Annotated in this window: 29 protein-coding genes; 9 read left to right on the top strand and 20 right to left on the bottom strand. The window is 46.9% G+C overall.

Translation table 11 applies throughout. The features are described from left to right. Positions 1 to 151 precede the first annotated feature (151 nt). On the top strand, positions 152 to 1,165 hold the full coding sequence (locus C7R93_RS00965) for a DUF2804 domain-containing protein (protein ID WP_106837056.1): 1,014 nt from the start codon (positions 152 to 154) through the stop codon (positions 1,163 to 1,165). A gap of 71 nt (positions 1,166 to 1,236) precedes the next feature. Here C7R93_RS00965 and C7R93_RS00970 read toward each other — a convergent pair whose 3' ends face one another. From C7R93_RS00970 to C7R93_RS00990, 5 genes are all read right to left on the bottom strand, one after another. Continuing rightward, positions 1,237 to 1,539: a YunC family protein gene (locus tag C7R93_RS00970; protein WP_106837057.1), complete on the bottom strand. Its 303-nt coding sequence runs from the start codon at positions 1,537 to 1,539 to the stop codon at positions 1,237 to 1,239. Positions 1,540 to 1,644: 105 nt separating this feature from the next. Then, positions 1,645 to 1,884, bottom strand: a complete 240-nt coding sequence (locus tag C7R93_RS00975) for a DUF6154 family protein (protein ID WP_106837058.1) — start codon at positions 1,882 to 1,884, stop codon at positions 1,645 to 1,647. Positions 1,885 to 1,931: 47 nt separating this feature from the next. Next, positions 1,932 to 3,386 (bottom strand): bifunctional metallophosphatase/5'-nucleotidase, encoded by a 1,455-nt coding sequence (locus C7R93_RS00980; RefSeq protein ID WP_106837059.1) that lies wholly within the window; start codon positions 3,384 to 3,386, stop codon positions 1,932 to 1,934. A 22-nt stretch (positions 3,387 to 3,408) separates the two neighbouring features. Further along, positions 3,409 to 4,233 carry a sulfite exporter TauE/SafE family protein gene (locus C7R93_RS00985; protein ID WP_106837060.1) on the bottom strand — a complete coding sequence of 275 codons (825 nt, stop codon included), beginning with the start codon at positions 4,231 to 4,233 and terminating at the stop codon, positions 3,409 to 3,411. A 20-nt stretch (positions 4,234 to 4,253) separates the two neighbouring features. Further along, entirely contained in the window at positions 4,254 to 5,111 is an 858-nt protein-coding gene (locus C7R93_RS00990; protein ID WP_106837061.1) for a DUF72 domain-containing protein, read from the bottom strand. Positions 5,112 to 5,163: 52 nt separating this feature from the next. Between C7R93_RS00990 and C7R93_RS00995 the strand changes: the two genes are divergently transcribed. Continuing rightward, on the top strand, positions 5,164 to 5,670 hold the full coding sequence (locus tag C7R93_RS00995) for a M67 family metallopeptidase (RefSeq protein WP_106837062.1): 507 nt from the start codon (positions 5,164 to 5,166) through the stop codon (positions 5,668 to 5,670). Here the strand turns inward: C7R93_RS00995 and C7R93_RS01000 are convergent. Then, positions 5,601 to 7,004, bottom strand: coding sequence for an aspartate kinase (locus C7R93_RS01000; RefSeq protein ID WP_106837063.1), 1,404 nt, complete (start codon positions 7,002 to 7,004; stop codon positions 5,601 to 5,603). The genes C7R93_RS00995 and C7R93_RS01000 overlap by 70 nt on opposite strands. 187 nt (positions 7,005 to 7,191) lie before the next feature. On the opposite strand from C7R93_RS01000, the gene C7R93_RS01005 reads away from it, so the two are divergent. Next, positions 7,192 to 7,944: a polysaccharide deacetylase family protein gene (locus tag C7R93_RS01005; protein ID WP_106837064.1), complete on the top strand. Its 753-nt coding sequence runs from the start codon at positions 7,192 to 7,194 to the stop codon at positions 7,942 to 7,944. 62 nt (positions 7,945 to 8,006) lie between these two features. Here C7R93_RS01005 and C7R93_RS01010 read toward each other — a convergent pair whose 3' ends face one another. The 3 genes from C7R93_RS01010 to C7R93_RS01020 all read right to left on the bottom strand — a co-directional run bounded on the left by C7R93_RS01010 (position 8,007) and on the right by C7R93_RS01020 (position 11,611). Continuing rightward, a complete protein-coding gene (locus C7R93_RS01010) occupies positions 8,007 to 9,548 on the bottom strand; it encodes a flotillin family protein (RefSeq protein ID WP_106837065.1) in 1,542 nt (513 codons plus the stop codon). Continuing rightward, a complete protein-coding gene (locus C7R93_RS01015; RefSeq protein ID WP_106837066.1) occupies positions 9,548 to 10,087 on the bottom strand; it encodes an NfeD family membrane protein in 540 nt (179 codons plus the stop codon). Before C7R93_RS01015 ends, C7R93_RS01010 begins: the two co-directional genes overlap by 1 nt. A gap of 87 nt (positions 10,088 to 10,174) precedes the next feature. Beyond that, on the bottom strand, positions 10,175 to 11,611 hold the full coding sequence (locus C7R93_RS01020) for an aminotransferase-like domain-containing protein (RefSeq protein WP_106837067.1): 1,437 nt from the start codon (positions 11,609 to 11,611) through the stop codon (positions 10,175 to 10,177). Positions 11,612 to 11,758: 147 nt separating this feature from the next. Here C7R93_RS01020 and C7R93_RS01025 point away from each other — a divergent pair, with 147 nt between their 5' ends. Next, positions 11,759 to 12,700: a DMT family transporter gene (locus C7R93_RS01025; RefSeq protein WP_106837068.1), complete on the top strand. Its 942-nt coding sequence runs from the start codon at positions 11,759 to 11,761 to the stop codon at positions 12,698 to 12,700. A gap of 50 nt (positions 12,701 to 12,750) precedes the next feature. Here C7R93_RS01025 and C7R93_RS01030 read toward each other — a convergent pair whose 3' ends face one another. Next, entirely contained in the window at positions 12,751 to 13,215 is a 465-nt protein-coding gene (locus C7R93_RS01030; protein ID WP_244191415.1) for an NUDIX domain-containing protein, read from the bottom strand. A 16-nt stretch (positions 13,216 to 13,231) separates the two neighbouring features. Beyond that, entirely contained in the window at positions 13,232 to 13,768 is a 537-nt protein-coding gene (locus C7R93_RS01035) for a suppressor of fused domain protein (protein WP_106837070.1), read from the bottom strand. 865 nt (positions 13,769 to 14,633) lie between these two features. Between C7R93_RS01035 and C7R93_RS30915 the strand changes: the two genes are divergently transcribed. After that, positions 14,634 to 14,756, top strand: a complete 123-nt coding sequence (locus C7R93_RS30915; protein WP_279629437.1) for a hypothetical protein — start codon at positions 14,634 to 14,636, stop codon at positions 14,754 to 14,756. 443 nt (positions 14,757 to 15,199) lie between these two features. Further along, complete coding sequence (locus C7R93_RS01040) at positions 15,200 to 15,571, top strand: hypothetical protein (RefSeq protein ID WP_106837071.1); 372 nt, start codon at positions 15,200 to 15,202, stop codon at positions 15,569 to 15,571. Between the two features lie 1,443 nt (positions 15,572 to 17,014). On the opposite strand, the gene C7R93_RS01055 is transcribed toward C7R93_RS01040, so the two are convergent. After that, on the bottom strand, positions 17,015 to 17,239 hold the full coding sequence (locus C7R93_RS01055; RefSeq protein ID WP_106837074.1) for a transcriptional regulator: 225 nt from the start codon (positions 17,237 to 17,239) through the stop codon (positions 17,015 to 17,017). 148 nt (positions 17,240 to 17,387) lie between these two features. Between C7R93_RS01055 and C7R93_RS01060 the strand changes: the two genes are divergently transcribed. Together C7R93_RS01060 and C7R93_RS01070 are read left to right on the top strand one after the other, a co-directional pair. Next, positions 17,388 to 17,603 (top strand): hypothetical protein, encoded by a 216-nt coding sequence (locus C7R93_RS01060; protein ID WP_106837075.1) that lies wholly within the window; start codon positions 17,388 to 17,390, stop codon positions 17,601 to 17,603. Between the two features lie 460 nt (positions 17,604 to 18,063). Continuing rightward, complete coding sequence (locus C7R93_RS01070) at positions 18,064 to 18,339, top strand: hypothetical protein (RefSeq protein WP_106837077.1); 276 nt, start codon at positions 18,064 to 18,066, stop codon at positions 18,337 to 18,339. Positions 18,340 to 18,407: 68 nt separating this feature from the next. Here the strand turns inward: C7R93_RS01070 and C7R93_RS01075 are convergent, their stop codons facing one another. Further along, the gene (locus C7R93_RS01075) at positions 18,408 to 19,181 is read right to left on the bottom strand and encodes a M23 family metallopeptidase (protein ID WP_106837078.1); all 774 of its coding nucleotides are present in this window, start codon (positions 19,179 to 19,181) and stop codon (positions 18,408 to 18,410) included. 108 nt (positions 19,182 to 19,289) lie between these two features. Between C7R93_RS01075 and C7R93_RS01080 the strand changes: the two genes are divergently transcribed. Next, a complete protein-coding gene (locus C7R93_RS01080; RefSeq protein ID WP_106837079.1) occupies positions 19,290 to 19,982 on the top strand; it encodes a hypothetical protein in 693 nt (230 codons plus the stop codon). 155 nt (positions 19,983 to 20,137) lie between these two features. Here the strand turns inward: C7R93_RS01080 and C7R93_RS01085 are convergent, their stop codons facing one another. The 7 genes from C7R93_RS01085 to C7R93_RS01115 form a co-directional block, all read right to left on the bottom strand. Beyond that, entirely contained in the window at positions 20,138 to 20,965 is an 828-nt protein-coding gene (locus tag C7R93_RS01085) for an ATP-dependent DNA ligase (protein WP_106837080.1), read from the bottom strand. A gap of 52 nt (positions 20,966 to 21,017) precedes the next feature. Continuing rightward, complete coding sequence (locus tag C7R93_RS01090) at positions 21,018 to 21,260, bottom strand: YolD-like family protein (protein ID WP_106837081.1); 243 nt, start codon at positions 21,258 to 21,260, stop codon at positions 21,018 to 21,020. A gap of 11 nt (positions 21,261 to 21,271) precedes the next feature. Then, positions 21,272 to 21,616: a YolD-like family protein gene (locus C7R93_RS01095; RefSeq protein WP_106837082.1), complete on the bottom strand. Its 345-nt coding sequence runs from the start codon at positions 21,614 to 21,616 to the stop codon at positions 21,272 to 21,274. Further along, positions 21,616 to 21,984: a YhjD family protein gene (locus C7R93_RS01100; RefSeq protein ID WP_208637773.1), complete on the bottom strand. Its 369-nt coding sequence runs from the start codon at positions 21,982 to 21,984 to the stop codon at positions 21,616 to 21,618. The genes C7R93_RS01095 and C7R93_RS01100 overlap by 1 nt, the downstream gene beginning before the upstream one ends. Next, entirely contained in the window at positions 21,981 to 23,222 is a 1,242-nt protein-coding gene (locus C7R93_RS01105; protein ID WP_106837083.1) for a DNA polymerase IV, read from the bottom strand. Before C7R93_RS01105 ends, C7R93_RS01100 begins: the two co-directional genes overlap by 4 nt. A gap of 124 nt (positions 23,223 to 23,346) precedes the next feature. Next, complete coding sequence (locus C7R93_RS01110) at positions 23,347 to 23,718, bottom strand: hypothetical protein (RefSeq protein WP_106837084.1); 372 nt, start codon at positions 23,716 to 23,718, stop codon at positions 23,347 to 23,349. A gap of 2 nt (positions 23,719 to 23,720) precedes the next feature. Continuing rightward, positions 23,721 to 24,218 carry a hypothetical protein gene (locus tag C7R93_RS01115; protein ID WP_106837085.1) on the bottom strand — a complete coding sequence of 166 codons (498 nt, stop codon included), beginning with the start codon at positions 24,216 to 24,218 and terminating at the stop codon, positions 23,721 to 23,723. Positions 24,219 to 24,487 lie beyond the last annotated feature (269 nt).

Genomic DNA, 24,487 nt, shown 5'->3' on the forward strand with positions numbered 1-24,487 from the left:
CCTTCGCCTTTCCTCAGGGTATCCCTATTATAGCGTGATTCGACTTGATTCTACATGAAATTTTTTCTGGATTTTCATTTCATGTCTACCTGGGAAAGACACTTGGCCGAGTTTTTCTGGAAGAATCCTTGTTTGTAAGGGAGATGATCGTATGCCACTTTTCGAAAAAGAATTAACGCAGCCTCTTTCATTATGTGATCAGAATGGCCGCTTGCTTCCAGAAGCGATTGGCTGGTCCCGCTATCCGTTGCATGACTGCCAATTTAGCGGGCATTGGCTTCGTCGGAAAAAATGGAATTTTTGGTTTATTACCGCGCCTGAATGTGCGATGTCGATCGCGATGGTCAATCTGGATTACGCCGGCATTGTCTTTGTCCATTTTATTGATCTGACGACAGGGGAGACCGCGGACAGTGCCGTAACGGTTCCTTTTGGCGCAGGGATTCGACTTGGTGCTACCGTAGATGAGCCTAGTCATTTTGCGAGTCGCAAGCTCTCGGTCTCCTTTCAGCCAGGAGCCAGCGGAACGAGCGTTGAAGCAGCTGCCATTTGTCCCGGCGATAAGCCTCTCTCCCTCGACATTGTGATTGATCCGCCATCCGAGTCATTAAATGTCGTGATTCCGTGGAGTGCAAAACGCTTTCAGTTCACATCGAAGCAAACGGCCCGGCCTGTGCACGGAACCATTCGCTATAACGGGAAAACCTATCTGCTCGATCGGCAGAATGCCTTTGCCAGTCTGGATTTTGGACGTGGCGTTTGGCCGTATCACACTCGTTGGAACTGGACGACCTGCTCTTTCCGTCACGCAGAGGGGGTCGCAGGCTTTAACTTTGGCAGAGGCTGGACGGATGGAACGGGCATGACGGAAAATGGCATGACGATCGATGGTGTCCTCTACAAGCTGAGTGAACAAATTCGTTTCTCCTACGATCCTGACAACCGGATGCTCCCTTGGACGCTTGCAAGTGAAGAATCGTCTGCCGTACGCCTTACCTTTACCCCACTCTTCGCTCGAACCGAGCACAAAAATTTGGCGTTGGTGCGGACCACTCTGCATCAAGTCATCGGCCGTTATGACGGGACAATCTCAACACCTGAAGGAAAAACGATTACGGTGCAAAGCAAGATCGGCATCTGTGAAGAACAAAATGCCCGTTGGTAAACAGGTCCCCAGAAAACAAAAAACCTTTGTCACGGGACAAAGGTTTTTTCTATAGGTAAGCCATTTGTTGTTTACAGCATTTTTACGACAGCATCCCGACCAATCATACCAGCCGTAATCCCCTTCATCTCCGCCGTCGTCGTCACGGACTCCAGCGGCGCATCCAGCAATTCCTGTATGGTCTTGACCCCTACCGCACGACCGGCAAGAATTTCCCTCGCTGCTAACTTCTCGTTCAAGAGCCCCACATCCAGCGCTCCACACATGATGTAGCCATGATCGGTCGTTACAGCCAATAGCGTCGTCTTGGGCAAACGAACGGTGACAGCAATTGCCGTCCCCTCTGGAAAGTGGATTGGCACTACCTCGACCATCAAGATTCCTCCTTTTTCTCTCCTGTCTGTTAGCGTTACCATCCTATGACATTCAGAAGAGAAATGTGAGGTCTCCATGAGGTGGTTCAAAAAGTTATGTTTTGATCAATGCATGACGCTTGTCGGAAAGTGCTCATCCTCCATCGCGACTTTTCGTTTCATGACTTCAATCATATACGTCGCGAGCATGTGAAACAGCTCTTCCTCGTCCATTTCCTCGACCAAGTCCAGCAAATCATCCCGAGACTGCTCATCGAGTATGCCTACGACAACCGCTGTAATGTCCTCTTCATCGCCATTAAAATGTCCTTTGTACAGCTCGTATACTTCATCAATGAAGCGCATCGCTCGTCTCCTCCCGTTTTTCGATAGCATTCCCGAAAACCCGGTGTCTACGATTGGTTTTTTGGCATGGACGATATCTTTTCCCAACGTGGAAGAAACGCATTTTGCAGCATCTGTTGGTCCTTTATCGTGGTGGCGAGCACTTCACGCAGCATCTCGGGTAAGAAAAACGTAACCTCACTGCCGAGCAGCAAATCGGGAAACATGCGATTGTACATAAACATGTCGATCGTCCCGACTCGATACAGACGCTCGGGATCAAGCGGTTGCCCGTTGACTTCAATCTGGATAATTTGCGGTTGGTCATCCTCGCTGTAGCGGACATGCAATCCATCCACACACATCCAGCCTTCTATTTTGCCGCGAAAACCGTACCCCCTCAGCTCCCGATGAACCATTTCCGGTTGAATGGCTTGCTCCAGAACTGTGGTGAGCTGCGCTCCTGTAATCGTGACCGCGCAGGCATTAATCGGGTGGGGCATACTGTGCAACAAATCGGCAAAAGACAAGCTGCCCCGCGGCAAATCGGTAAGCAACAGTCCTCCATTTGCCATGCCGATCTCAGCCCCTGTCCATTTGCGAATACTCGCTGCGATAAAGGAGCCATAGGGAGTCTCCTCTGTCCAGCCTATATGCATGTCTTGCTCCAATTGAACAATTGGCTGAAACAAACGATTCTCCGCCCATACTTTTTCACTCTCAATAAACTGGCTCATTGATTCGTCTGCTTGATACTGCTCTGTCTGAAAAAGCTCTGCTTGCACATCTGAAATCCTTTTACGCTTCCGGTCCCAGACGAGCTTTACATGGCCGACATACTCGCCAAATCTCCCAGCTTGTGTGATCAAGGTGCCACCCATGCGTTCTCCATGAGGAAGCGTCCGGTGAGAGTGTCCGCCCAAAATCACATCAAGTCCATCGACTTCATTTGCCAGCACACAATCTGTCTGATAGCCGAGATGCGAAAGCAAAATGACAATATCCACAGACGAGCGCAGTGCCGCAATCTGCTCACGCAAAATCGGGGCAGGTTCCTTGATCTTCCATCCCATACTTTGATAGGAGGGACCAAAGGGAATCGTCATTCCCAGGATCGCCAACCGCAGCTCGCCTACGGTTTGAATGGCGTATGGTACAGCCCAAGACGGTACAGCATTTGTTGTCGGTTCAAACAGATTGCCCGTAATGAGCGTGAAGCGCGCATCTATGTACAGTTCATTCAGCTTGTCTTTTGGGAGTGTGATGCCTTCGTTGTTTCCGATCGTCGCGTATTGAATCCCGCTTCTGTTCATGATCTCGACGTTTGTTTTCCCAAAGCTCGCTTCCGATCGGATATCCATTCGATCCATATGGTCCCCAATATCGACCGTCAGCACATGCTCTCCCCTGCTCTCCCACTCTTCTCGGTGCATGCCGAGGCAGGTTGCAATTCGCGGCATCGTATCAAAATGGCTGTGCAAATCATTCGTGTGCAAAATGTGTAAGGTACAGGTGTCAGCCACGACTTTCCCCTCCCTCTTCTCTTTATCCAAAAATCGCTTCTCCGATCATTTGTATGGCAATTCCCAAAATCAGAACACGCAAAAACAGCACGATGGTGCGACCCTTCATTTTACTGGCGGCAATTGCTCCGAGCTTTCCGCCCACCCATGCTCCTGGTGCGAGCATCGCTGCATACAGCCAGTGTACGTTGTCATGGAAAATATTCGTGATTGATCCAACCACCGCGGATAAAAATATAACCAGCATGGACGTAGCTGTGGCAATGTGTGGCGGGAAGCGAAACAAAATCATCATGGCTGGAACCATAAGAATACCGCCCCCCACGCCAAATAGCGACGAGGTAATCCCTACAAAGAAGGCAAGAGTAATCACGGACCATTTGCTGTATCCGTACACATATTCATTTCCTTCGTTGTCGATGAAGTGGCGTTGGACTTCCCACTCGATGCTGCGTGGTTTGATTTTGTCTTTGACCATCAATACGACGAACATGCAGAGCTGAAACAAGCCAAACAGCAGCGAAAAGCCCTCCACTGCTAGTAATGTATTAAGGTACACGCCCACAATAGCACCTGGTGCACTCCCGATAAAAAAGAGCAGGGCACTCTCTTTATCTACTTTTTTTTGCTTGAGATAAGAAAGGGAGGAAGAAAGGGCGGTTACCGCAATCACGATCAGCGAAGTCGCCGCTGCTACTTGCGGGTTCATCGATCCGGGCATGTACCAGTTCGCAAAGAACAACAGTGCAGGCACGAAAAAAATCCCACCACCCAGACCCGCAATACTGCCAATGACGCCAGCCACGACTCCGATGATGACAAATAAGATGGCAATTGCTACAAGCATGAACTCCCCTTCTTTCTTGCTTACGTGGAGAACAGGTCCATCTGACGAGGATTCAGACCAGTAGGTGCAAGGCCAAGCATTTCCGAAAACTGCTTCGCATTCGCTGCTGCATCCCCTCCAGAGTTATTGTTGAACAAAATACAGACTTCATCCGCTTCGCGTTCGAGCAGTCTGATATGTTCCACCCACTCCGCAAGCTCTGTTTCACTGTATCGATATAAATAACGGACATCTCGCCAATTTTGTCCCTCTCCTGGATCTCTCCAGCCCGCTTTATTGCGCCCATGAAAGCGGACCAACGCCAAGGATGGCTTCGTCACGGCAGGAACAATTGGGACTGAGCCTTTTCCAACTTGTGGTTCATCACATACGACATGTGTCGCTTCGATCTTGTGCAAGAAATCCAGCGTTCGCTCCGAATACTGTGATTCAAACCAGCTTTGATGGCGAAACTCCACCGCAAACGGATACGCCTGCATGGCTTGACGACAAGCGGTCACATACTGAACATGCTCTCGGGTACAATCGAACCACGGCGGAAACTGAAACAGCAATGCTTTGAGCTTGCCAGCCTCCACGACCGGCTGGATACTCTCCTCGAACTGACGAAACAATTCCCGTCTGCTTCCCGAGGCATCTCCCCGTTGATGTCCCGTCATCCCCTGATGAGGCTTGACGATAAAGCCAAATCGTTCAGGTGTATCCTTCACCCACGATTCGTAATTTCGCTGTGGTAAAATAGCGTAAAAAGAACTATCCACCTCTACAATTGGAAAGTGGCTGGCATATACGGACAGCTTGTCTCGATTGCGTACACCTTGTACGTACAATTCGTGCTGATCGCCCCAGCCGCAGACTCCCACTTGTATCGTAATCATCGAATGCTAACCTCCAAATCATGGCCGAATAGAGAAGAAGGACGGAAGCCGAATGAAAAATCCCGCTTGGTTGGGTGAACCCTTTGCGATTAAGGATAACAAAATATTCCTGACGAAAAAAGTAGCGAAACGCCTCCTGGCCGAAGCACAAGAGGCGTTTCCTTATGAATATTCAGCATTGCTCGCAGGTCGTGGAGCAACGATTACGGCCTGTGTACCGATGCCCGTCTCACCCGACAAGCACGTGTTCGCTTGGGATGGGCCAACTTTTCTTCAAGCCTTGCAGCACATCCGCAAGCTCAATCTTCAATGGTTGGGTGTCTTGCATACTCACCCCCACACGCCTCCGATCCCTTCTATACACGACATAGCAGGCTGGCATTATCCTACGCTCAGCTATTGGATTGTGGGACTCGCAACCGCACAGCCAGAATGGTGTGTCTATCAATGGGTACAGGATGGAAATAGCGGCTCATTTGAAGCACGCAACTACACACTGACAGATGCGGCTTGTGACGATGAGGAAGCCAGAGGTTCTTCGGCTCCAAAAAACTCTTGATACAAAGCAATCACAGCACGATCTGCCTCTTCGGCTTTTACCCCGAACATCATGCTTACTTCCGATGACCCCTGATTGATCATTTCCAGATTGATTTTCGCAGTAGCCAACGCAGCAGTGGCTCTCGCAGTTGTCCCCACAGATTGACGCATACCCTCTCCGACAATCATGACGAGTGCAAGACTATGCTGAACCGCGACATCATCAGCGAACAGCTCTCGGCGGATGCGTTCCACAATCCGTTGTTCCTTGTCTGCCGTGAGATCGCGCTCGCGCAGAATGACGGAAATGTTATCGATTCCAGATGGAGTATGCTCATACGAAAGCTCTTCCTCCTCCAGAATTTGCAGCAGCTTGCGACCAAAGCCAATTTCGCGGTTCATCAAATACTTGCTGACGTAAATACTGCAAAAGCCGCTGTCACTTGCAATACCCGACACTCTGTTTGTAGCAAATCCTCGCTCGGCCACAATCATTGTACCAGGCGCAGACGGGTTGTTCGTATTCTTGATGCATACGGGTATATCCGCTTGAAACGCGGGAATCAACGCTTCCTCGTGGAACACACTAAAACCGGAATAGGACAGCTCCCTCATCTCTCGATACGTAATCTCTGTCACCTTTTTCGGATCGGCAATCAGATTCGGATTGACCACATATACAGAATCGACATCGGTAAAATTCTCGTAGACTTCTGCATGAACCGCCGCAGCCAGAATCGATCCCGTAATATCCGAGCCACCGCGTGAAAAAGTAACTAGATCACCGGCACGCGAATAGCCGAAGAAGCCAGGGAAAATGACAATCCCCTCCTGCTCTTTCAATGTCGCCAATTTGGCATACGCTTCGGGCAGAATATGAGCATTGCTTGCCTCATCTGTAACGAGCATTCCTGCATCCTTTGGATTAATGTAGGACGCCACCTCGCCCAAGCTCTGCAAATAATGAGCAACAACTTTGGCGCATGTATCCTCTCCCGCAGCTTTTACCGAATCCATAAATCTTTCCGCGGACAAGCCCGCCTTGTTTGCCAGTACCTCCCCGAGCTCCGCTTCGATCGCTTGACCAATCTCGGCAGAAAGCCCTAGACCTGCCACAATCTCCTGATAGCGTAAGAAAATTGCTTGTTTCGCTTCCTCTGTAGGCTCCCCAGTCAAAAATCGCTCAGCATAAGCGATTAACAAATCAGTAACCTTCGTGTCTTCCTTGTGCCGTTTCCCAGGTGCCGATACAACAATGAATCGTCTGTCACGATCCGCCCTAACAATTTGGCATACTTTTTTTATTTGTTCGGCATTCGCCAGTGATGTTCCCCCAAATTTTGCTACCTTCATGATCGATTCCTCCATCTAACTCTCACGTCTTATGCTGTTACTAGCTTAATTTATCCACACAAAAAGAACAAGTGTCTTTTCCACAGGGACATAAAAGAATATTCATCTAGAGTTGGCGCATAGTAACGGTGAGCACATCATCAGTACAGCTACCTAGCACGAAAGTCTCTGGCAACGAGGTGAACGAATGAAAAAGCATATCCTCTTTTTCCCCCTTTTACTGGCTGTCATTCTTGCTCCTTCCTTCAGTGAGACAGCCAGTGCGATTCGGGGAAAAAATCGCGAGTATTACGAAACAAGAGGAGATATCGTTTGGGAAGTGCCGACAGAGAGCAAAGTGATTGCCCTTACCTTTGACGATGGTCCTGATCAGATATACACTCTTCAGATCGCCGCGCTGCTGAAGCAGTATCAAGCCAAATCTACCTTTTTTGTCGTAGGCAATCGTGTGAGCCAGTACCCAGAAATCGTCAAATCTCTCGCGAATGATCAACATGAGATTGCGAATCACACTTACAGTCATCCAGATATTCGAAAGCTGTCAGCGAATCGACTGTTGGAAGAGGTGCAAAAAACACAGGAGACGATATATTCGACAACAGGGGTTCGTCCCACCCTCTTTCGTCCTCCGGGGGGATATTATAGCGAAACCGTCGTCGAAACAGCCAAGCAAGCCGGTTTTCTCGTGATCATGTGGTCGTGGCATCAAGACACACGTGATTGGACCGATCCCGGTGTAATAAAAATCGTCAACAAGGTTTTGAACAACGCTCGGAATGGTGACATCGTGCTATTTCATGATTACGGAGGCAACCGAAAACAGACCGTACAAGCTCTCGAGCAAATATTGCCTGAGTTGAAAAAAAGAGGGTATAAGTTCGTAACGGTCAGCGAATTGTTGAGAGGATATGGACGTGCGAAGCAGGTAGACTATCCTTGATTTTCTTCCCATGAAAAAGTGCCCCTCGCTTAAAAGGGGCACTTCTCCTCTGATCGATTCGGTTATTCCTTTTCGTTCTCCAAAATAGAATCCGTCTCTACCTGAACTTTTACGGGTACAGGCTGTTGCTGTGTGGGCGCGGTACCACCCTTTTGCATAAAGTCTGAGATCATTTTGTTCATATCCAAACCGGATACGTCTTTTAGCATCTCTGGCAGTTGGGCCATCAACTTCGTGACATTCCCGCTCAGACGATTGACGCCATCTCCCTGACCGCCTCCTGCATCCACGATCGTTACCTTGTCGATCGCCTTCATTGGCTCGGCAATTTTCTCAGCCAGTTCAGGGAGCATTTTCGCAATAATATCGAGTACAGCTGCATGACCGAATTTTTCAAAGGCTTCAGCCAGCTTCTCTTTCCCTTCTGCTTCGGCTTCGAGCTTGAGTCGTGTGACTTCTGCCTCGGCACTACCGCGGGCTTTTTCAGCTTCGGCAATCGCCAAGCCTTCCAGACGCTTCTGCTCGGCATTTGCTTTTGCTTCTGCCTCAATGCGGTACTTGATCGCGTCTGCTTCTCTCAGCTTCTTCGCTTTTTCCGCTTCTGCGGCCTGTTCCACAGAGTAACGATCGGCGTCGGCCTTTTTCTTCACTTCCGCATCATATTGCTTTTCACGGCGAAGAATTTCTTTTTCCTCCAGCTCGATTTCCTTCTGCTTGCGGACGAGATCGACCTTCATCTCTTCTTCCGTAACCTGCTGCTTGGCGACAGCTTCTTGCAGCTTGTAGGCTTGGTCCGCGCTCGCCTTCGCTTTGTCCTGCTCTTGTTTAAACGCCGCTACCTTCAGCTCTTTTTCCTTCTCTGCTTCGGCAATGTTCGTTTCTTTCAGCAGCTCTGCCTTGCGTGCCTCTTCCTCTGCCTGAGCCTGCTTGATCCGCGCTTCTTTGTCTGCATCAGCCTGCGAGATGGTCGCATCACGCTTCACTGCAGCGATTTGCGGTATTCCAAGAGCAGCTAAATAGCCGTTTTTGTCGCGGACATCCTTGATCGTGAAGCTGACAACGGACAGCCCCATTTTCTTCAAATCCTTCGTCGCTACTGCTTGCACCTCTTGCGCGAATCGCTCACGGTTCTTGTAAATTTCCTCTACCGTCATACTGCCGAGGATTGCCCGCAAATAGCCTTCGAGTACTTCCTGTGCTTCTCCGCGCAGTGCCTCGTCACTCTTGCCCATAAATTGCTCGGCTGCGGTCGCGATATCTTCAATCGAACCGCCTACCTTGATAATCGCAACGCCATCTGCCATGACTGGAACGCCCTGCTCGGTATATACCTCAGGAGTCGATACGTCCAGCTTATGAGACAAAAGACTCAGAAAGTTTGCTTGTTGAAAAATAGGGAGAATAAATGCGCCGCCTCCGCGGACGATCTTCATTTTGCGTCCGGATTCGTCACTGAGTACGTTTTTCGAGCCGAGATAGCTCCCCGTCACGATCATGGCTTCATCTGCACCTACTGTTTTGTAACGGGCCCAAAAGGCAATACCCAAAACGAGAAAGACTGCGACGACAACACCTACTACCGTCAAAATACCAGGATCTAACATCACTTCTCATCTCCTTCGCCAGATTCAGTGTAAAAGGGGATCACATACAAGACATGGTCACGCACCTCTACCACCACGACACGGGTTCCTTGCGGGATAATCTGACCCTCAAGACTCGCCGCCATATGGTAAGTGGTACCACTAATCATCGGCAGCAGCACTTCTCCCAGTCCTTTTGCAGGAATCGTCGTCCCGACTTCACCCAGCTTCCCTCCAAGCTGACTCATGGAATAGCTCGTGGAATTTTCCGCTTGGCTCATTGGCTTTACCCACAGGAAGTACGAGACAAGAGCCAAAGCGATGCCAATGACAGCAGCCAGCATCAACACGACAAGCGCACCAAGAGAAGTGTACCGAGATAGCAAATACCCCGCTCCGCCAAAGGCGGTCATGCCGCTGACCAACAAAATGGGCTGTGCAAAAGGCAGATGCAAATGTCCCAGCCAATCCGAGAGCGCATCGCCAAACAACAGCGAGATCAGCGTGTAGATTAGACCAAGGACAAGGCAGACCATGTAGACGGTTTCAAGTACGCCCACGACTGTTCCCCCTTTCTAAAATTGCCTCTATAGTGCATACGAGTGAGATGGAAATTAGTTTCATAAATAAGGAAATACTCCCTTTTCTTATCGCTTTTTATGCTGAAGGACTCTTTGGATACGGCGTATTCCTTCCTCGATGTTCGCCTTGCCCTCCCACGAATAGGTCAGACGCAGCCAGCCCGCTTCCGCTCCATAGACGCTGCCAGGTGTAAATACGACACCCTCTCTGATCGCATCATCCAGCAATTCCTTTTCGTCCCTGGGATTTAGCAACCGACACCAAATATGATAGCTGCCACCCGGTTCATTCCATACGGCATAATCGGAGAGATGGTTGTGCATGGCGCGCACCATCGTTTGTTGCTGCTCCAACAAGTACCGAGACATTCGATCCTGCTGCTCGTGCCAGCACTCACGCTCTATAAATTGGCGGGCGAATTGTTGGGAGACACTGCTCGTGCCAAAGTCCATTTGCTGCTTGGCATCGGCCAGTCTTTCTACGACAGATCTTGGTCCCACCAGCCAACCAATCCGCAAGCCTGGCGCAATCGTTTTGGAGAGACTCCCGACATACAGAACAGCACCTGTCTTGTCGATGGCTTTGATCGGCTTGGGCGGTCTAGAGCTTCCAGCCAGTGTCAACGCACCGTAAGCGTCGTCCTCCACAAGTGGCAAGCGCAGCTCCTGACAAATATCGAGCAACTGGGCTCGCCGTGCCTCGCTCAATATCGTCCCCGTTGGATTATGATAGGTCGGGTTCGCGAAAACCATGCGAATGCGATGCTCCCGCTGCAAGTCGTAGACAGCCTCGGGTACAATACCGTCCTCATCCATCGGCAAGCGAAATAAACGCAGGCCTGCTGAACTGAATAAGGGCAAGGAATACGAATAAGAGGGGCCCTCCATTGCGATTGCATCCCCAGGATTCAAGAGACATAGTGTAATGAGATGCAGTGCCTGCTGCGCTCCTGACGTCACCAAAATTTCGTCGGGAGAAGCGTGAATGCCGTAGTTTTCGTGCAAATGCACAGCCAGTGCCTCACGCAGACGCGGCTCTCCCTTTGGATGCGCATAGCCCAGCTCAAGCTTGATTTCTTTTTCTTCCCCCGGCGTTGCTGGTATCAATGATGGGATTATCGTCGTTGCCAATTCAGCCTTTGCCAGATTGATGATCGATGAATCGAAACACGCATCCTGAATACGTTTCGCGAGTGGATAGGCTGGCAAGAAGGCGCCACCATTCGTGTAGGTATACCAGTTTGGCATTTGTTTGACGCCCCACAAATCACGACTGACCCAAGTACCGCTCCCTTGCCACGATTGTAAAATACCTTTTGCCCGCAGCTCTTCATACGCTGCCGATACAGTCCCGCGATTGACGCCAAAGCGCCGTGCCAACACTCTTTCCGGCGGCAGAGAGGTGCCAGGGGACAGTACTCCCAGCACAATCTGTCGTTCCAGCTCTTTGGCGATTTGCATATAGATCGGAACTCCCGTGTCTTTGTCCGGCTTCCATTCCATCCCTATCCGTCCTCCACACTTGCTGTTTCCCCTCCCTTTCGACAAATTGGCTTACTGCTCCTGCTGCCAATTGGCTCTACCGTTTCTGATCGTTCGCCTCTAAGATGGAACAACAGAAACTTTTATTCGACAAAGGATGGGGTTCGGATGAGTGCACAGCTTCCTATCGAGAATCAGCACGTACAAAAAGAGCAGCCAACCACTCCTGACCAGCTGCATGCAGAGAAAATGGGCTTGCTGTATGGCTTCATCGGGGTGCTTAGCTTCAGCTTGACCTTGCCCGTAACAAAGGTGGTTGTTACCGTGCTCTCTCCCCTCTCGGCAGGGTTGGGACGAGCGTTGATCGCAGCAGTACTGGCTGCTTTGTTGCTCCTAATCAAACGAGTTCCGTTTCCTACCTGGCAAGAGACAAAAAAACTGTTGCTCGTATCTGCCGGCGTAGTAGCGGGCTTCCCGTTTTTCTCGTCTTGGGCGATGGAGAGAGTGCCTGCTACCCACGGCGCAGTCATCATCGCACTATTGCCATTGGCTACGGCAGGCGCAGCGATATTTTTTTCAGGAGAACGCCCCACCCGGAAGTATTGGATTTCTAGTGCGATTGCCTGTGTAACGATTCTCGCCTACGCGATCAGTTCTGGCTTTGGTGCCCTCCAATGGGCGGATCTCGCCTTACTCGGGGCAGTCATCAGTGCTGCGATCGGATACGCAGTCGGCGGTGAACTCTCCAAGACGATGGGCGGTTGGCAGGTCATCAGTTGGTCGTTGATTTTCGCCTTTCCTTTTCTCATTGTTCCGCTCGCAGGTCCTCTCCTCGCTGAATTAAAACAAGCTACTTGGCCCGTCTGGATCGGTTTTGGCTATATTAGCGTAATCAGTATGTTTCTCGGATTTTTCGCCTGGTATCACGGTCTGGCACTCGGCGGCGTCTCTAAAGTCAGTCAAATTCAATACCTTCAACCCTTTTTATCGATCATCGCAGCCTGGCTCCTCCTGTCCGAGCCATTGACCCTCGGTGCTGTTCTTTCGGCTATCATTGTCGTGTTGGCTGTCGCAAAAGGAAGAAAAGCTTCCATTCAGCAAAAAGTGTAAGTAAAAAACACCGCTCCTCTTCACTAGGGAAAGGGCGGTGTCTCTTGTTTTTATTCTGCTTGACTCAACATATTTCCCAAGTACATCGGCTGATAAGTGGGATCAGACAAGACTTGCTTGACTTGATCCGGGCGTGTTTTGTGGTCGTTCGGCAGTTGCTTCCACTCGTCTAGCGTGACCCAGCCAGCCCATTCGATTTCTTCATCGACGATACCACCTGGCGTAGGATTCGTCTCTTCACCGATGAGTTTCGCCAGCACTCCCACTCCGACTGTATGCTTGCCGTTCCCTTCCTGATCGATCCGATCGTCTATCCAGATCAATCGCTCCATTTCCACGAGGAGGCCGGTTTCTTCCATCACTTCTCTTTTCGCCGCGTCTGGAATCGCTTCCAAATATTCTACGATTCCCCCTGGCAGGTTGTAAAAGATGCCTCGTTGTGTCTGCTCACGGATGAGGAGGACTTTCCCTTCGTGTTCCACTACTACGGTGACTCTCAAGCGAATCGCTGACATTTCGCTCGCTCCCTTCTCAGATGGCAGGCGTACGCGTAACATTCAGGGAATCGACACCGAAGTGCGCTAACCTTTCCTGTAATGCCATAAGTCCATATTGTTCCAAAAACTTTGCTTCAGAATCCGCGATTGCATGAAGCATCATGAACCTGATTACGTCCTTGCCATTTGTATAATATTCAAGTCCAGCCTCTTCATAATAGGCAGGGGTCAGTACCATATGATTCAAAACCGATTTTTCCACGATTGTATCCCCGAGCGAAAAGATGCTTCCAGACTCCATGCGGGTAGTTTGACTCTCCCACTGACGAATCACCTGAGCCGCTACTCTTGCCAAATGCGTGATCATTCTCTGCTCAAACTGATAGGAATAGACGAGGTACTCCGTTGCCCCCATCTTGTGCAGCTCAAGCGTGGCATACGTCCACCATCCTCGCTTGCGCGTAGCGGGATAGACGGCAATCAGGATATCCGCATCCTCGGATTGATACAGCTCTCCCAGGCTCCCAAAAAAGCGGTGGCAATGATCCATTAACTGCTTTACCACTATCATATGTGCAACCCCGCTCCAAAAAGTATGAAAACCTCTTCGGCTGCCTGCTCATAGAAGAGCAACTGCGTTTTTTGTGAAAAGGTTTGTGCTCGCCCGAAAAAAGCATGCCTGGATATGTAGGCATACTTCGTTGATGTCGGACAGCGTTATCTTGTATATACGAACATTTTATCATTGTGTGAAGGGAATGTACATGTTTGAACACGCACAAAAAAGCCCCCAGTTTTCCTGAGAGCCTTGTTCTTCTATTATTTTGTGACTTTCACCGAAATCGTCATGCTATTCCTTGATACTTCACCTTGAGCTTCGTTCTTCCGTTTACATGTCCCGTAATGACGCCATTTTCTACTTTGGCAATCTCCTCGCCTTCGCGACTTAATATGAAAGCGAACCTATATGACAAACAAAAAATACGTGCCCACGCGGCTTAATCACATCGTGTGAAGTCGCTTAAGACACGTATGAACACACACAAGATCGATGGAGGCAGCAAATACCTATCGACAGAAGCCTCGCACCTCGTTATTTACCTTGTTTCGCTCCTCAGTAAGTAGGTTCGTTGCATCGACAATAACACGGAAGGGGCTTCTCCCCACGCGGACCTGGAACCGGAGGGTTACTTCCTCTCCTGGCCCTAGAACTGGTGTCACCTGATCCTGTCTCTGAAAGGAGGAACCCCATTCCCCCATCACTTGAACACGGGTAATAGTTGTACGCTGAGTGGATACATTCCCTTGGTTTCGGACCCTTACCAAAAGGTCGCCAGTGTTTGGGTCTCGGTTACAGTAGTTCTCGTCGAGTGCAAGCCAGGGCGGAGCGAACCCTGTGCCAACACCGCCGAAACGATTCACCGGGACTAAATCCGGTGCGGGTACTGCATCTGGTCGGTAAGGAACGATTGGCCTCCATGGATCAACATATCGCGGTGGTCGTGTTGGTAGTAGTGGTCGTCGTGTTGGTAGTGGTACTGGCCTCGGGTAGGGAATGAGATCACGGATTGGTCGTATTGCTAGCTGTGGTATTTCTTGGTAGGGAATGAAATATGTCCATGGTTCATGGTAAAACCACAATGAGAGTGCACCTCCAGTGTACGAATGATTTTCATCCTTCGTTAGATTATTGATTAATAGAGGCAGATGTTCCGGATAAATCAGGAAATATTTCAATGAAAAGAGGTTATCAAAAACTTGCTTCACGGAATCACGAATGCGTCAAAGTTGCAACAGACACGTTTTGTGTTTCCGTGGGCAAAATGTGGGCGCGAGTGGGCAAAACAAAAAGGCGCCATTTGTCTTTATCAGCTTTTGTTTCGGCAAGGTTACTAGTTAATATTTGTGCTTTTCTCTCAATCATAAATAGGTTTATATAATGGACCAAGCCATTTTCTTAAACATACGATATATCGAAACAAATTAAAGGGGGTGTGAAATAATGTCAAAGAAAAAACAAAAGCCAAATTTTAAACAAACACAAAAAAGATTCCAAAAATTTATAGCAAATGAAAAAAATCAAGAGGCTACTTTTTTTGCTTTAGTAAATGCTGCTAATGAGACCTTAAATGAAGGTGGATTTTTAAACTCAGGTGCTTTTCAAAATGTAGTGCCACCTAATATTCCAACTGTTGATGTGACGAACCCAACGGCTCTGCTAAACGCTGCAAATAATCCGCCTCAAGAAGTAAGAGATCTAGGAACTGGACCTACTGGCTCATATACTAGATGGTCTGCAGCGTTTCTTCTTCTCTTCATATTGTTTGTCCTATTCGAGCTGAATTTTGGAACTGCAGATGAAAATGATGACTAACGTAGGTAAATAATAAGAGGCAAGGAGAAGCTTAAAGTTTTTTAAGCTTCTCTCTTCTATTATTTTATCTTTTTGTCCATTTGTGAATCAGGTGCAAGCCTTACATATATTTCATAGCGTTATTTCATCTTAATTCGGCACAAAATCGGCACATTAGAGAGTCCTAGAAATGATGTTCTAGGACTTTTCATTTTTACTCCACCTTCACATTTTTTCTATGTACCAGAACAGAGTAGCAGTTCAACAGCTGCTCCTTGCATTGCCCCTTTGCTCCCAAGGGATTAGCTATTAAAGGCGCAGGCGTAGGGGTCGCAACGAAACCACGAAAGACATTTATAATCATTACGACAACATTTCCAAAACAAAGGGAACCAAAGAAGCTATTGCACAAGCAGTTGAAGATAAGTTCATTGCTCCCTTCGAAACCTTATGCTTCTATGCCAACTCCCAAAGAAATAAGAGACTCAAAAGATAAAAACGACAGGAAAGAAAGTATCTCAGATCGAATTGGAAGAGAAGTACAGGATGCTAAAGAAAAGATTAAAGACATTTTTAAATGGTGAGATAATTAATAGTTACAGGAAATTAGGAGGTATTAATGGATGCTTACATAGATAAACTATATCACGGCGCTCAAGTAGCATTTATCACTTACATTGTATTTTTCTTATATTTTTGGTTAATTAAGAAACGTGGCTTTTTTACATTACTTGATCCCAGACTAATAGGAATAATTGTTCTAGGTACACTTGTTATGACAGCTTTCTTTACTGTTATTGAATATGTAATTCTATAATAATTGCCCTCCCCAGGTTGTTCTGAAGGAGGGCATCACTATTATTTGGGGATACCTACAGCATCACGCAATGCATCTGCGGCGTAATGTGCGGCATCCCTAACTTTTGGGTCCGGGCTTGCTGTCCAAAGTGCGCCAAGAACTCGATTACTTTTTCTGCTAAGTATCCTCATACCGCCATTCTTGGTCTTCTGCTGTCAATGGTATTGTACAGGAATGTTATTGTGTTCGTCTTGATAGTAAGTATGCCTTATCTTTCCCTCAATCACTTAGATTTCCCATGATATTCCTCTAATAAAGCGGGGCAAATAAAAATACGTGTCTGAACGAATCAGACACGTATTTACACGTTACAAAAACTATTATCCGATAGAACCTTCCATCTCAAACTTAATTGTTTTTACGTTAAATACCTGTAAACGCACATTAAAAAACCTTGATAAATCGGGCTTTTCTCTTCTTAAGCGTCAATTACCGTTAATATCTTGTAGTAGGAATGTGGGCAAATAATGGGCAAGCTATGGGCACATACACGGGCAACATACACGGCCGTAAAAAGGACTAGCTTGCGCTGCGTTCCTCAGTGAATTCGATAGGTACACAGTCAGTACCTTCTCTCATCTCCGGCATTTATGTGTCGGGGCTTTTTACATCGGCCAAAAATCATCATGCTTCTTCTCTCTATCATATTCACGCACAACACCAAGTATTTTCTTTTTTGTTGTGTTGCCAGGGCTGTAGTGCGGATCAGAACAAACTCGGGTAGCAGTGTCCTCACTTATTTTTGCTTGTTCAGCTAACCACCTCTGTGATTTTTCTCGAGCGTCTACCCATTTTCCCAATGGTGAGCGCGGTTTCCCTAAACCAAACATACTGATCACCTCAGTAGGCAGTTTGGACAAACTTTCTGAATATTAGTCCACACATCCGCAATTTTTGCGGAATATTGGACAAACCGTTGTGCATCCCTTAGTAGCACAGCAGCACACAACGCTGCACAACACACCGGGAGGGATAGGCATGGCAACCGAAAGAAAGCCTGTATGCTTTAACGTCAACGATCCTGTCGAACGAGAAATGTTTGAACTGGCAAAGAGCATGAACTTTAGCGGATGGGTGAAAGAGAACCTAAAACCCCTTGCCCTTGATCGGATCGCGATAAGGGTTAAAAAAGGCGTAGGCACTCCCGTTCCGGTACGAAAGGTGGCGAATGTGGTCGATGGGACGAAAGCGTAGATATTACCGTGAGGATCGGAGACGGCCTGAATACCTGGAGGATGATGATTGGGAAGATGACGAGGAAGACGATCCGGGTGACATAGATCGATCAGTCAGGAAAACGTCCTGGGGGCTGCTAGCCGTATTATCATTCGGCGTGCTCCTCTCCATTGCTCAAGCCCTTTACGTGCCCTCTGGACCATTGTCAACAGGTGACACCTATCGAGTAGTTTCGGTCAGCCGTGGACGACTACAGGCCGAGGAGATAGGCACAGGGAGGATAATTAACTTAGACGACCAAACCCTTGTCAGGGCAGCTCTGGACGGGACGATCAAGCGCGGAGACGTCATCCATCGGTAATGGCGTTATGCAGCGCTACATATCCTCTGCCGGTTGTGTGGGGAACTATCAGTGTGCAGTGTGCGGAATGATGTTTAATTTTCTGGCGATTTTGAATTGAGATCAGGAGGGATATGCGTGGATATTGGGGAAACACATGTGGATCTGCCGCGAGTGTCATCGACTCATTCGCGAGTAATGTATGGAAACTTGATTCAGATTGCGGATAATCTCGACTTCCGGAATCCCATATTTTTTGGCCGGGCGAAGCGCAATCGATCGCTCGGGAGTGCCCAAGCATTTGTTGTTGAACTGGCCCTTGCAGACAAAACGTTTCGTGAAAAACTCAAAGGATACATGATTGGTGGCGGAAAGCACTTCGTTTATTTGTCTGATTACATGGACAGATATTAATAAAACAACCCGTCTCCTTAAAACAGGGACGGGTTGTCATTTGACATTGGGTTATCTAATTTCTGCGGCTATTCCCTAGCTTGTTGCATTAGTTTCTTTTCTTTTTCATCAGAGATATTAAAGGCCTTTTTAAAATTTGGTACTGTTTGATCTTCCAACGGTTGTGAATTAATCCACTTCATAAATTCTTCTTCCCCTACATAATTAATAAGGGTGTCTTCAAAAAAGTATTCTGCACTGTCAAATTTACGTAATAATTCATCTTCCGTTTGATGCTCTTCGGTTTGATGCTCTTCATGTAGCGCAAAGGTCGGGCCATCAAAGTAGTGAGGCCAGAAGTATTTAGGATCAATTGTATTTGAATAATTAATATACGTCCCATCATACTCCCCTTCATTATTTATATCGATATGCAAATGAGGACCAGTAGTATCTGTACCAGTATTTCCTGATACCGCAATCTCTTCTCCTTTGCTCACAGAATCACCTGTAGATACAGATTTGGATTTTAAATGGAGAAACCTAATCACTAGTTTAGTATTCGTGTCAGGGTCCTTGTCTCTTGTTTCAATTGCCACATAATTGCCTGCACTTGTCCAATAACCTGCACTTAATACGGTTCCTTTTTGTGGACTGTATACGGGCTCTTTATTTACTGCAATATCCATTCCTTTATGACTTTTAGAATATCCCCTACTTAATTCAGTATCAGTAGTAACCCAACGCCAGTTAAAATCGTCGTATGGATTTATCCCTTCTGCGTAAGCTGTTCCATTGCCAGCACTAACTACAGCTGATACCGCGAGAGCTAAACCAAGAATACCTGCCCTTATTTTTCTCATACTTCCAACCCTTCCATTTTATGTTATATTATTACCAGTATGATTATAGTATTTGTTTGTCAAATTTTCAATTAATTTGGATAAATATGAGAAAAGGTGGTAATTTAAGTGTACAAAAAGTTAAAGTTATTCATTTTGCTTTCTGCCGTTTCGATAGTTGGCTGTTCGACTAGTAACAATGCAGTAGCAAAACCGGAAAGTCCTCACCCTACGCCCGTAGAATATAGTAAAAAGCTAGAAATTCTTGATCGGTTAGAGAATCACGACTCTACCTTAAGTCGAATGACGGAAATACTAGCAATCGAATGGCATCATTTATTTACACAAAAGAATGAAGAGGATCTATGGAATACATATTTTTATCTCACTTGGAATTTACGTCCAGACGAAAAAGAACGAGTAAAGAGCGAATTATCTACAACCCATAAAGAGCTTGCAACATACTTGGATATGCAGAAACAAGGCATACTTCCCGCAAAAGAAGTTAGTATTAAAAATATTATGGCTGAGAGAAACCCCAATAATGACGGTTATCTCGTGAAAGCAAGTTACCTTCTAACACTAAAAGACGGTACGACCAAAGAAGTACGGGTTGAACTTAACGCAGACGACTACATGGAAACTTTTAATCCTCGTTTTAACACTATTGCTACAGGAGAAAATCTTCCTGAGCCTAAAAATGAACAAGAGAGATTACGTCGTGAATTTATACTTAGGGCACTTGACTACAATGTGATTAAAAAAATGACTTATGATGAAATTTTAGAGATGATCGACATGAAATCGGTCGATACAAAGTAAATCTATGTTCGTTATACTGCTTAAAAGGGTAATGAAGTTTCCACCTTCTGGAATCTCGGTCAAGTAAAGTATTTGTTTCGTGTACCCGCAGATTCCTGATACGAATAAACATTTCACAGTAAAGAACCCGTCTCCTCAAAACAGGGACGGGTTCTTTACTTTTCAAGAATAAAATCAACAAAAACTGGCGATCTCAGCATGCCGCCCTTTGTCCAGTTCCGCATTTTGACGCGAGCTTTAATTTGAGGCTGAATGTATACATTCTCACGATCCTCGCCAGTAACCAATGATTTCGCAACGCCGTAAAACGCCTTCTTATGCGTAGGTGGAACACCAAGTTCGATCACGCCAGCTGGACGACCGTCGTAATGTGCCAACCATCCGAAGTCACCTTTACGCCAGCCGGCAATATGGACGTCAGCATACGTGTAGTTAATTACCTTTATGAAATCGTCTGTACGCTTATCCGAGTGGTATCGCCCATCCTTACGCTTTGCGACTATCCCCTCCATGTTCCGATTGACAATTGCATCCCATAAGTCCTCACCACGTCCGTCAATGTACGCAATTTTGCTCATGGTTGGAGTATCCGATATCGCTCGGTCAAGAACGGATTTGCGTTCCATTAGGGTAAGCCCGCGCAAGTCGGCGTCCTCATAACGCAGGATATCGAATACAACGTAGGATATCGGTAGCCGTGATCGTTTCGACTGGAATCGCTGCATGGTCAGCTCAAAGTCAGGGATTCCTGTGTTCGGGTCCATTACCGCGAGTTCGCCGTCCAGTATCATGTCGGAACCGTCTGTAATGAGTTCGGGATACTTCGCTGTCACGTCGTTATTGTGACGCGTAAATAGGCGTGTGACACCGTTACTTCGTGTCAGAATCAATCTATGACCATCGATCTTCGGCTCATAAATATATCGTCCGTCCGAAAATGGCTTTTCTACCTGTTCAAGCAACATCGGGTATATAAATTCCATATAGCATCACCGATTTAATTGTATCAATACGAATAAGGCCATGCGTTGGTAATTACTCGAAATTCACTTTCATAATGTCCAGGAAAGGAATCTTCCTAGTTACTCCGTTGTCATCAACGTGAACTAGCCTTGTACGCGAGTCAAGAACTGTGATCCGTCCTCGGACTTTCTCAGGCATTCCCCAAACAATCAACGACCTTTCGTCACCATCATCTTTAGCTTCAACGAGCTGATTCCCCAATTCCTCTAATTCAAATTCATCGCGGGTCGGTCGCTTGGGTGTTGCCTTTGCCATTCAAATCCCCCTTAGCTTCTAACATCAATAATGGTATCCATCGGAATCCATTGGACATCTTCATCCGTAAGCAACTTTACTTTTCTGCTATTCGTATCGACCCACTCAACTTTTCCCCACATCCTGCACGTAGTTCCAAGGCCATTTTTCTCGCGTTTCCACCAAGTAATCGCGACAGCATAGTTTTCTCGTCCGGCGTCTCTGAGTTGGTAATGAAACGATTCAAGCTCATCCTGCTCAAGTATAGGCATAGGTACGAGTTTGTCATCTTCTCTCATTGATAGATACATTTCCCGATGCTCCGGAAGCACAAAACGACTGGCCACGAATACATTTTCCTTTTTGGACACGCTCATCACTTGTTCTCTCCTCGCTGTTCATTTTGGGTCCACAAATGGACGAGTTCCTGACACTCTGCCCGCAAAACCTCAATCGTATAGATTGCTTCTCGCACGTACCCGCGTTGTCGATAGTGGACGACATACATATGTCCCTGACGCCGTGAGCTGACTACTATGCACCCTCTCTGCCCCAAGATGCGACGCAGCTGGTGATGCTGCCGCTCCGCCCACCGCGAGAGCTCATCGAACATCATCTGATAAGAAAATTTCAACGGCACAATCCGCATCTGCCCCAGATCGACCATGACCGCCCGAAACAAAATGCCAAATAAAATATACTGGCGTATCAATTCCTGCTCGTCTGACACCATCGACTCCGTCACTTGTAGTGTCCTCCGATCTTACGTGCGCGCTCTTTCGCCTGACCTGATTCTAACAACGAGGAGGCCCTCAAGATAGCATCATTCCCATATTTGTCCCGGATGTCATCCATGGCATGGGCTAGTGACTGTCTTTTCACATTGTCTGTAAACAAATTCAATTGCAGGGCGTTATCAGGGACAAGCTGCCCCAGATTGACACCGATACTGCGGACGGGCGTTTCCTGCCAGTGACGATCAAACAGAAAACAAGCTGCATCGTATAATGTTATGGCATCGTTCGTCTGTTCCGTGAGCTTCATCTGCCTCCCAAAGCCCGTTCCGGCAGCCAAATCAGCTCCACGACAGCCCACAGACAGAACGGAGCCAATCAGTTCCTTTTTCCGCGCGCGACGGCAAACTTCTTCGCACAGCTCAAGCAATATAACCTTGATTTCTGCTGCTGTATGATAATCCCGTGGCAACGTCATGTGATGACCGATCCCTTTTTGTGTTTCATAGGAACCAAGAGCCACAGGCGAATCGTCTATTCCATGAGCCGTGCGCCATAGCACTTCCCCGTTCACTCCCCAGTGGCGAGTAAGTATCGCTGGCCTCATATCAGCAAGCTGCCCGATCTGATAGACGCCCATTCGATGAAAATGGCGCTTCAAACGTGAGCCTACCCCGAACAGCTTTTCAATCGGAAGCTTCCAGAGTGTATTGGACAACTCCTCTTTCTTTAACCAAAATACACCCTCTTCATTTTTCTTGGCGAAATTGTCACATGCCATCTTCGCCAGGACTTTATTCTCCCCTATACCGACACGGCAATTAATGCCGGTTTCGAGCCAGACGCGTCGTCGAATTTGCTGTGCCATCTCCAGTGGATCTCCAAACAAATGAACGCTTCCAGTTACATCTAGAAATTGTTCGTCGATACTGAAAGGTTCCACCAAGTCGGTAAAAGCCTCAAATATCTTTGTTATCTGCATCGATCTGTGAATATACATTTCCATTCGAGGACGTACTACCACAAGCTGTCGGCATTTTTGCTGAGCTTGCCATAACGCTTCAGCTGTAACAACCCCATATGATTTTGCGATCGGGCAGGCTGCTAAAATGATACCACTTCTTCTCTCCGGGTCTCCTGCAACAACAACAGGTTTGTTCCGAATTTGTGGATTAGCAGCTTTCTCTACACTCGCATAAAAACTTTGCATGTCGATTAAAAAAACAAGTCTATTTTTTAATCTAATCATACACTACACCCCTAAAATAGGTTCATGCGTTCGCGTTGTTTATCATTGAACCAAACACATGTTCTTATTTTATGACGGGTGATAAAAAAAGAAAAGCCCCACTTTTTAGTGGAGCTTCTCATTTTTATGACATCTTCATTTTGAAGTGATTGTCATCAAACAAATCCCTGAATGCTATATTCATATTGCGAACGAAATTTGCACCAGTAAGATACTTCCCAGTCATTGCAACAAATGTGGGCATTAGCCAAGGAGTTTCTTTCAGGCAGAGTATATAAAATCTGACTTTCCGTTTACCTTCCAATTCTTTACCAACCACCTTAATTGCAGTAAAGCAGATAAGCAAATAGGCAATGGGAAGTAAGAAGGCAAATAAAAGCAGAGTGCCTCGGACGCGATAATGATACAATTTAATCATGGCTCCAACTGATACGGAAGAATAAGCGACGAGTAAGACAATAGGCAGTATCTCACTTAATGCAACTATTGTGTTCATGATTATCCCTCCAATCCAGTTTCCTTGCCAGCGATAACAATTTGTTCCAATTTGCTTTGATAAATAAAAGGATCGATCCCAGTCAGAAAAACATTAAAACCTACAATACACCATATGATCATTACAGGAAAAGTTTCCCCAGAAAAAACAACAAAGTTTTTTGCAACCATGACCATTATGTTTTCGCCTTCTGGGACAATCGTAAAAACTCCACTACTTGCAATAAATCCAAACGCCGCCCAAAAACCACAGGTAACAAGGCCGACTCGTCTGGCAATGATCCTTAGCTTTGTGTCTGGCTTAAACCTTAAATAGTCCATTGCAAGAGGTGTAAAGAATAGTATCAATGAGGTAAAGAACCCTAAATTGATCCCTAGTCCTAGTATCGTCCAAGCTATTATTGTATATGCAAATCTTGCCCACAAATGATTGAAAACTGTAGGCTCATCACTCGGATATGCGTGTACATGGTCTAATTCAACCTTTGCCTGGTTAGACATCTTTATCCCCCTGCTTACCATTTAACTCAATTTCTACTACATTGTCGACCTTGCCCACATTCTAGCAAATTATGGGTACATTGTCTCTACTTTTTACTCATTTTTCCATTTTCAATTTGCAAACACCAGTCAAAACAATTCATTCTTTAGCACATACTATCCTGTTCCTTACATGTATATAGATTAGACCATCAGCGCTAATTTCCAACAAAATTACGAGTAATTGTAAAGAAATAGCCCTCCTCGGATTGTGATATGCTCCCCTTCAG

This window comes from Brevibacillus fortis, from assembly GCF_003013395.1.
Lineage (GTDB): Bacteria > Bacillota > Bacilli > Brevibacillales > Brevibacillaceae > Brevibacillus > Brevibacillus fortis.

Excerpts from the sequence above, each read along its gene's own strand:
- C7R93_RS00965 (WP_106837056.1), top strand. The coding sequence starts at position 152 with ATGCCACTTTTCGAAAAAGAATTAACGCAGCCTCTTTCATTATGTGAT.
- C7R93_RS00970 (WP_106837057.1), bottom strand. The coding sequence starts at position 1,539 with ATGGTCGAGGTAGTGCCAATCCACTTTCCAGAGGGGACGGCAATTGCT.
- C7R93_RS00975 (WP_106837058.1), bottom strand. The coding sequence starts at position 1,884 with ATGCGCTTCATTGATGAAGTATACGAGCTGTACAAAGGACATTTTAAT.
- C7R93_RS00985 (WP_106837060.1), bottom strand. The coding sequence starts at position 4,233 with ATGCTTGTAGCAATTGCCATCTTATTTGTCATCATCGGAGTCGTGGCT.
- C7R93_RS00990 (WP_106837061.1), bottom strand. The coding sequence starts at position 5,111 with ATGATTACGATACAAGTGGGAGTCTGCGGCTGGGGCGATCAGCACGAA.
- C7R93_RS00995 (WP_106837062.1), top strand. The coding sequence starts at position 5,164 with ATGAAAAATCCCGCTTGGTTGGGTGAACCCTTTGCGATTAAGGATAAC.
- C7R93_RS01000 (WP_106837063.1), bottom strand. The coding sequence starts at position 7,004 with ATGAAGGTAGCAAAATTTGGGGGAACATCACTGGCGAATGCCGAACAA.
- C7R93_RS01005 (WP_106837064.1), top strand. The coding sequence starts at position 7,192 with ATGAAAAAGCATATCCTCTTTTTCCCCCTTTTACTGGCTGTCATTCTT.
- C7R93_RS01010 (WP_106837065.1), bottom strand. The coding sequence starts at position 9,548 with ATGTTAGATCCTGGTATTTTGACGGTAGTAGGTGTTGTCGTCGCAGTC.
- C7R93_RS01020 (WP_106837067.1), bottom strand. The coding sequence starts at position 11,611 with ATGGAATGGAAGCCGGACAAAGACACGGGAGTTCCGATCTATATGCAA.
- C7R93_RS01025 (WP_106837068.1), top strand. The coding sequence starts at position 11,759 with ATGAGTGCACAGCTTCCTATCGAGAATCAGCACGTACAAAAAGAGCAG.
- C7R93_RS01030 (WP_244191415.1), bottom strand. The coding sequence starts at position 13,215 with ATGTCAGCGATTCGCTTGAGAGTCACCGTAGTAGTGGAACACGAAGGG.
- C7R93_RS01035 (WP_106837070.1), bottom strand. The coding sequence starts at position 13,768 with ATGATAGTGGTAAAGCAGTTAATGGATCATTGCCACCGCTTTTTTGGG.
- C7R93_RS01040 (WP_106837071.1), top strand. The coding sequence starts at position 15,200 with ATGTCAAAGAAAAAACAAAAGCCAAATTTTAAACAAACACAAAAAAGA.
- C7R93_RS01055 (WP_106837074.1), bottom strand. The coding sequence starts at position 17,239 with ATGTTTGGTTTAGGGAAACCGCGCTCACCATTGGGAAAATGGGTAGAC.
- C7R93_RS01060 (WP_106837075.1), top strand. The coding sequence starts at position 17,388 with ATGGCAACCGAAAGAAAGCCTGTATGCTTTAACGTCAACGATCCTGTC.
- C7R93_RS01075 (WP_106837078.1), bottom strand. The coding sequence starts at position 19,181 with ATGAGAAAAATAAGGGCAGGTATTCTTGGTTTAGCTCTCGCGGTATCA.
- C7R93_RS01085 (WP_106837080.1), bottom strand. The coding sequence starts at position 20,965 with ATGGAATTTATATACCCGATGTTGCTTGAACAGGTAGAAAAGCCATTT.
- C7R93_RS01090 (WP_106837081.1), bottom strand. The coding sequence starts at position 21,260 with ATGGCAAAGGCAACACCCAAGCGACCGACCCGCGATGAATTTGAATTA.
- C7R93_RS01095 (WP_106837082.1), bottom strand. The coding sequence starts at position 21,616 with ATGAGCGTGTCCAAAAAGGAAAATGTATTCGTGGCCAGTCGTTTTGTG.
- C7R93_RS01105 (WP_106837083.1), bottom strand. The coding sequence starts at position 23,222 with ATGATTAGATTAAAAAATAGACTTGTTTTTTTAATCGACATGCAAAGT.
- C7R93_RS01110 (WP_106837084.1), bottom strand. The coding sequence starts at position 23,718 with ATGAACACAATAGTTGCATTAAGTGAGATACTGCCTATTGTCTTACTC.
- C7R93_RS01115 (WP_106837085.1), bottom strand. The coding sequence starts at position 24,218 with ATGTCTAACCAGGCAAAGGTTGAATTAGACCATGTACACGCATATCCG.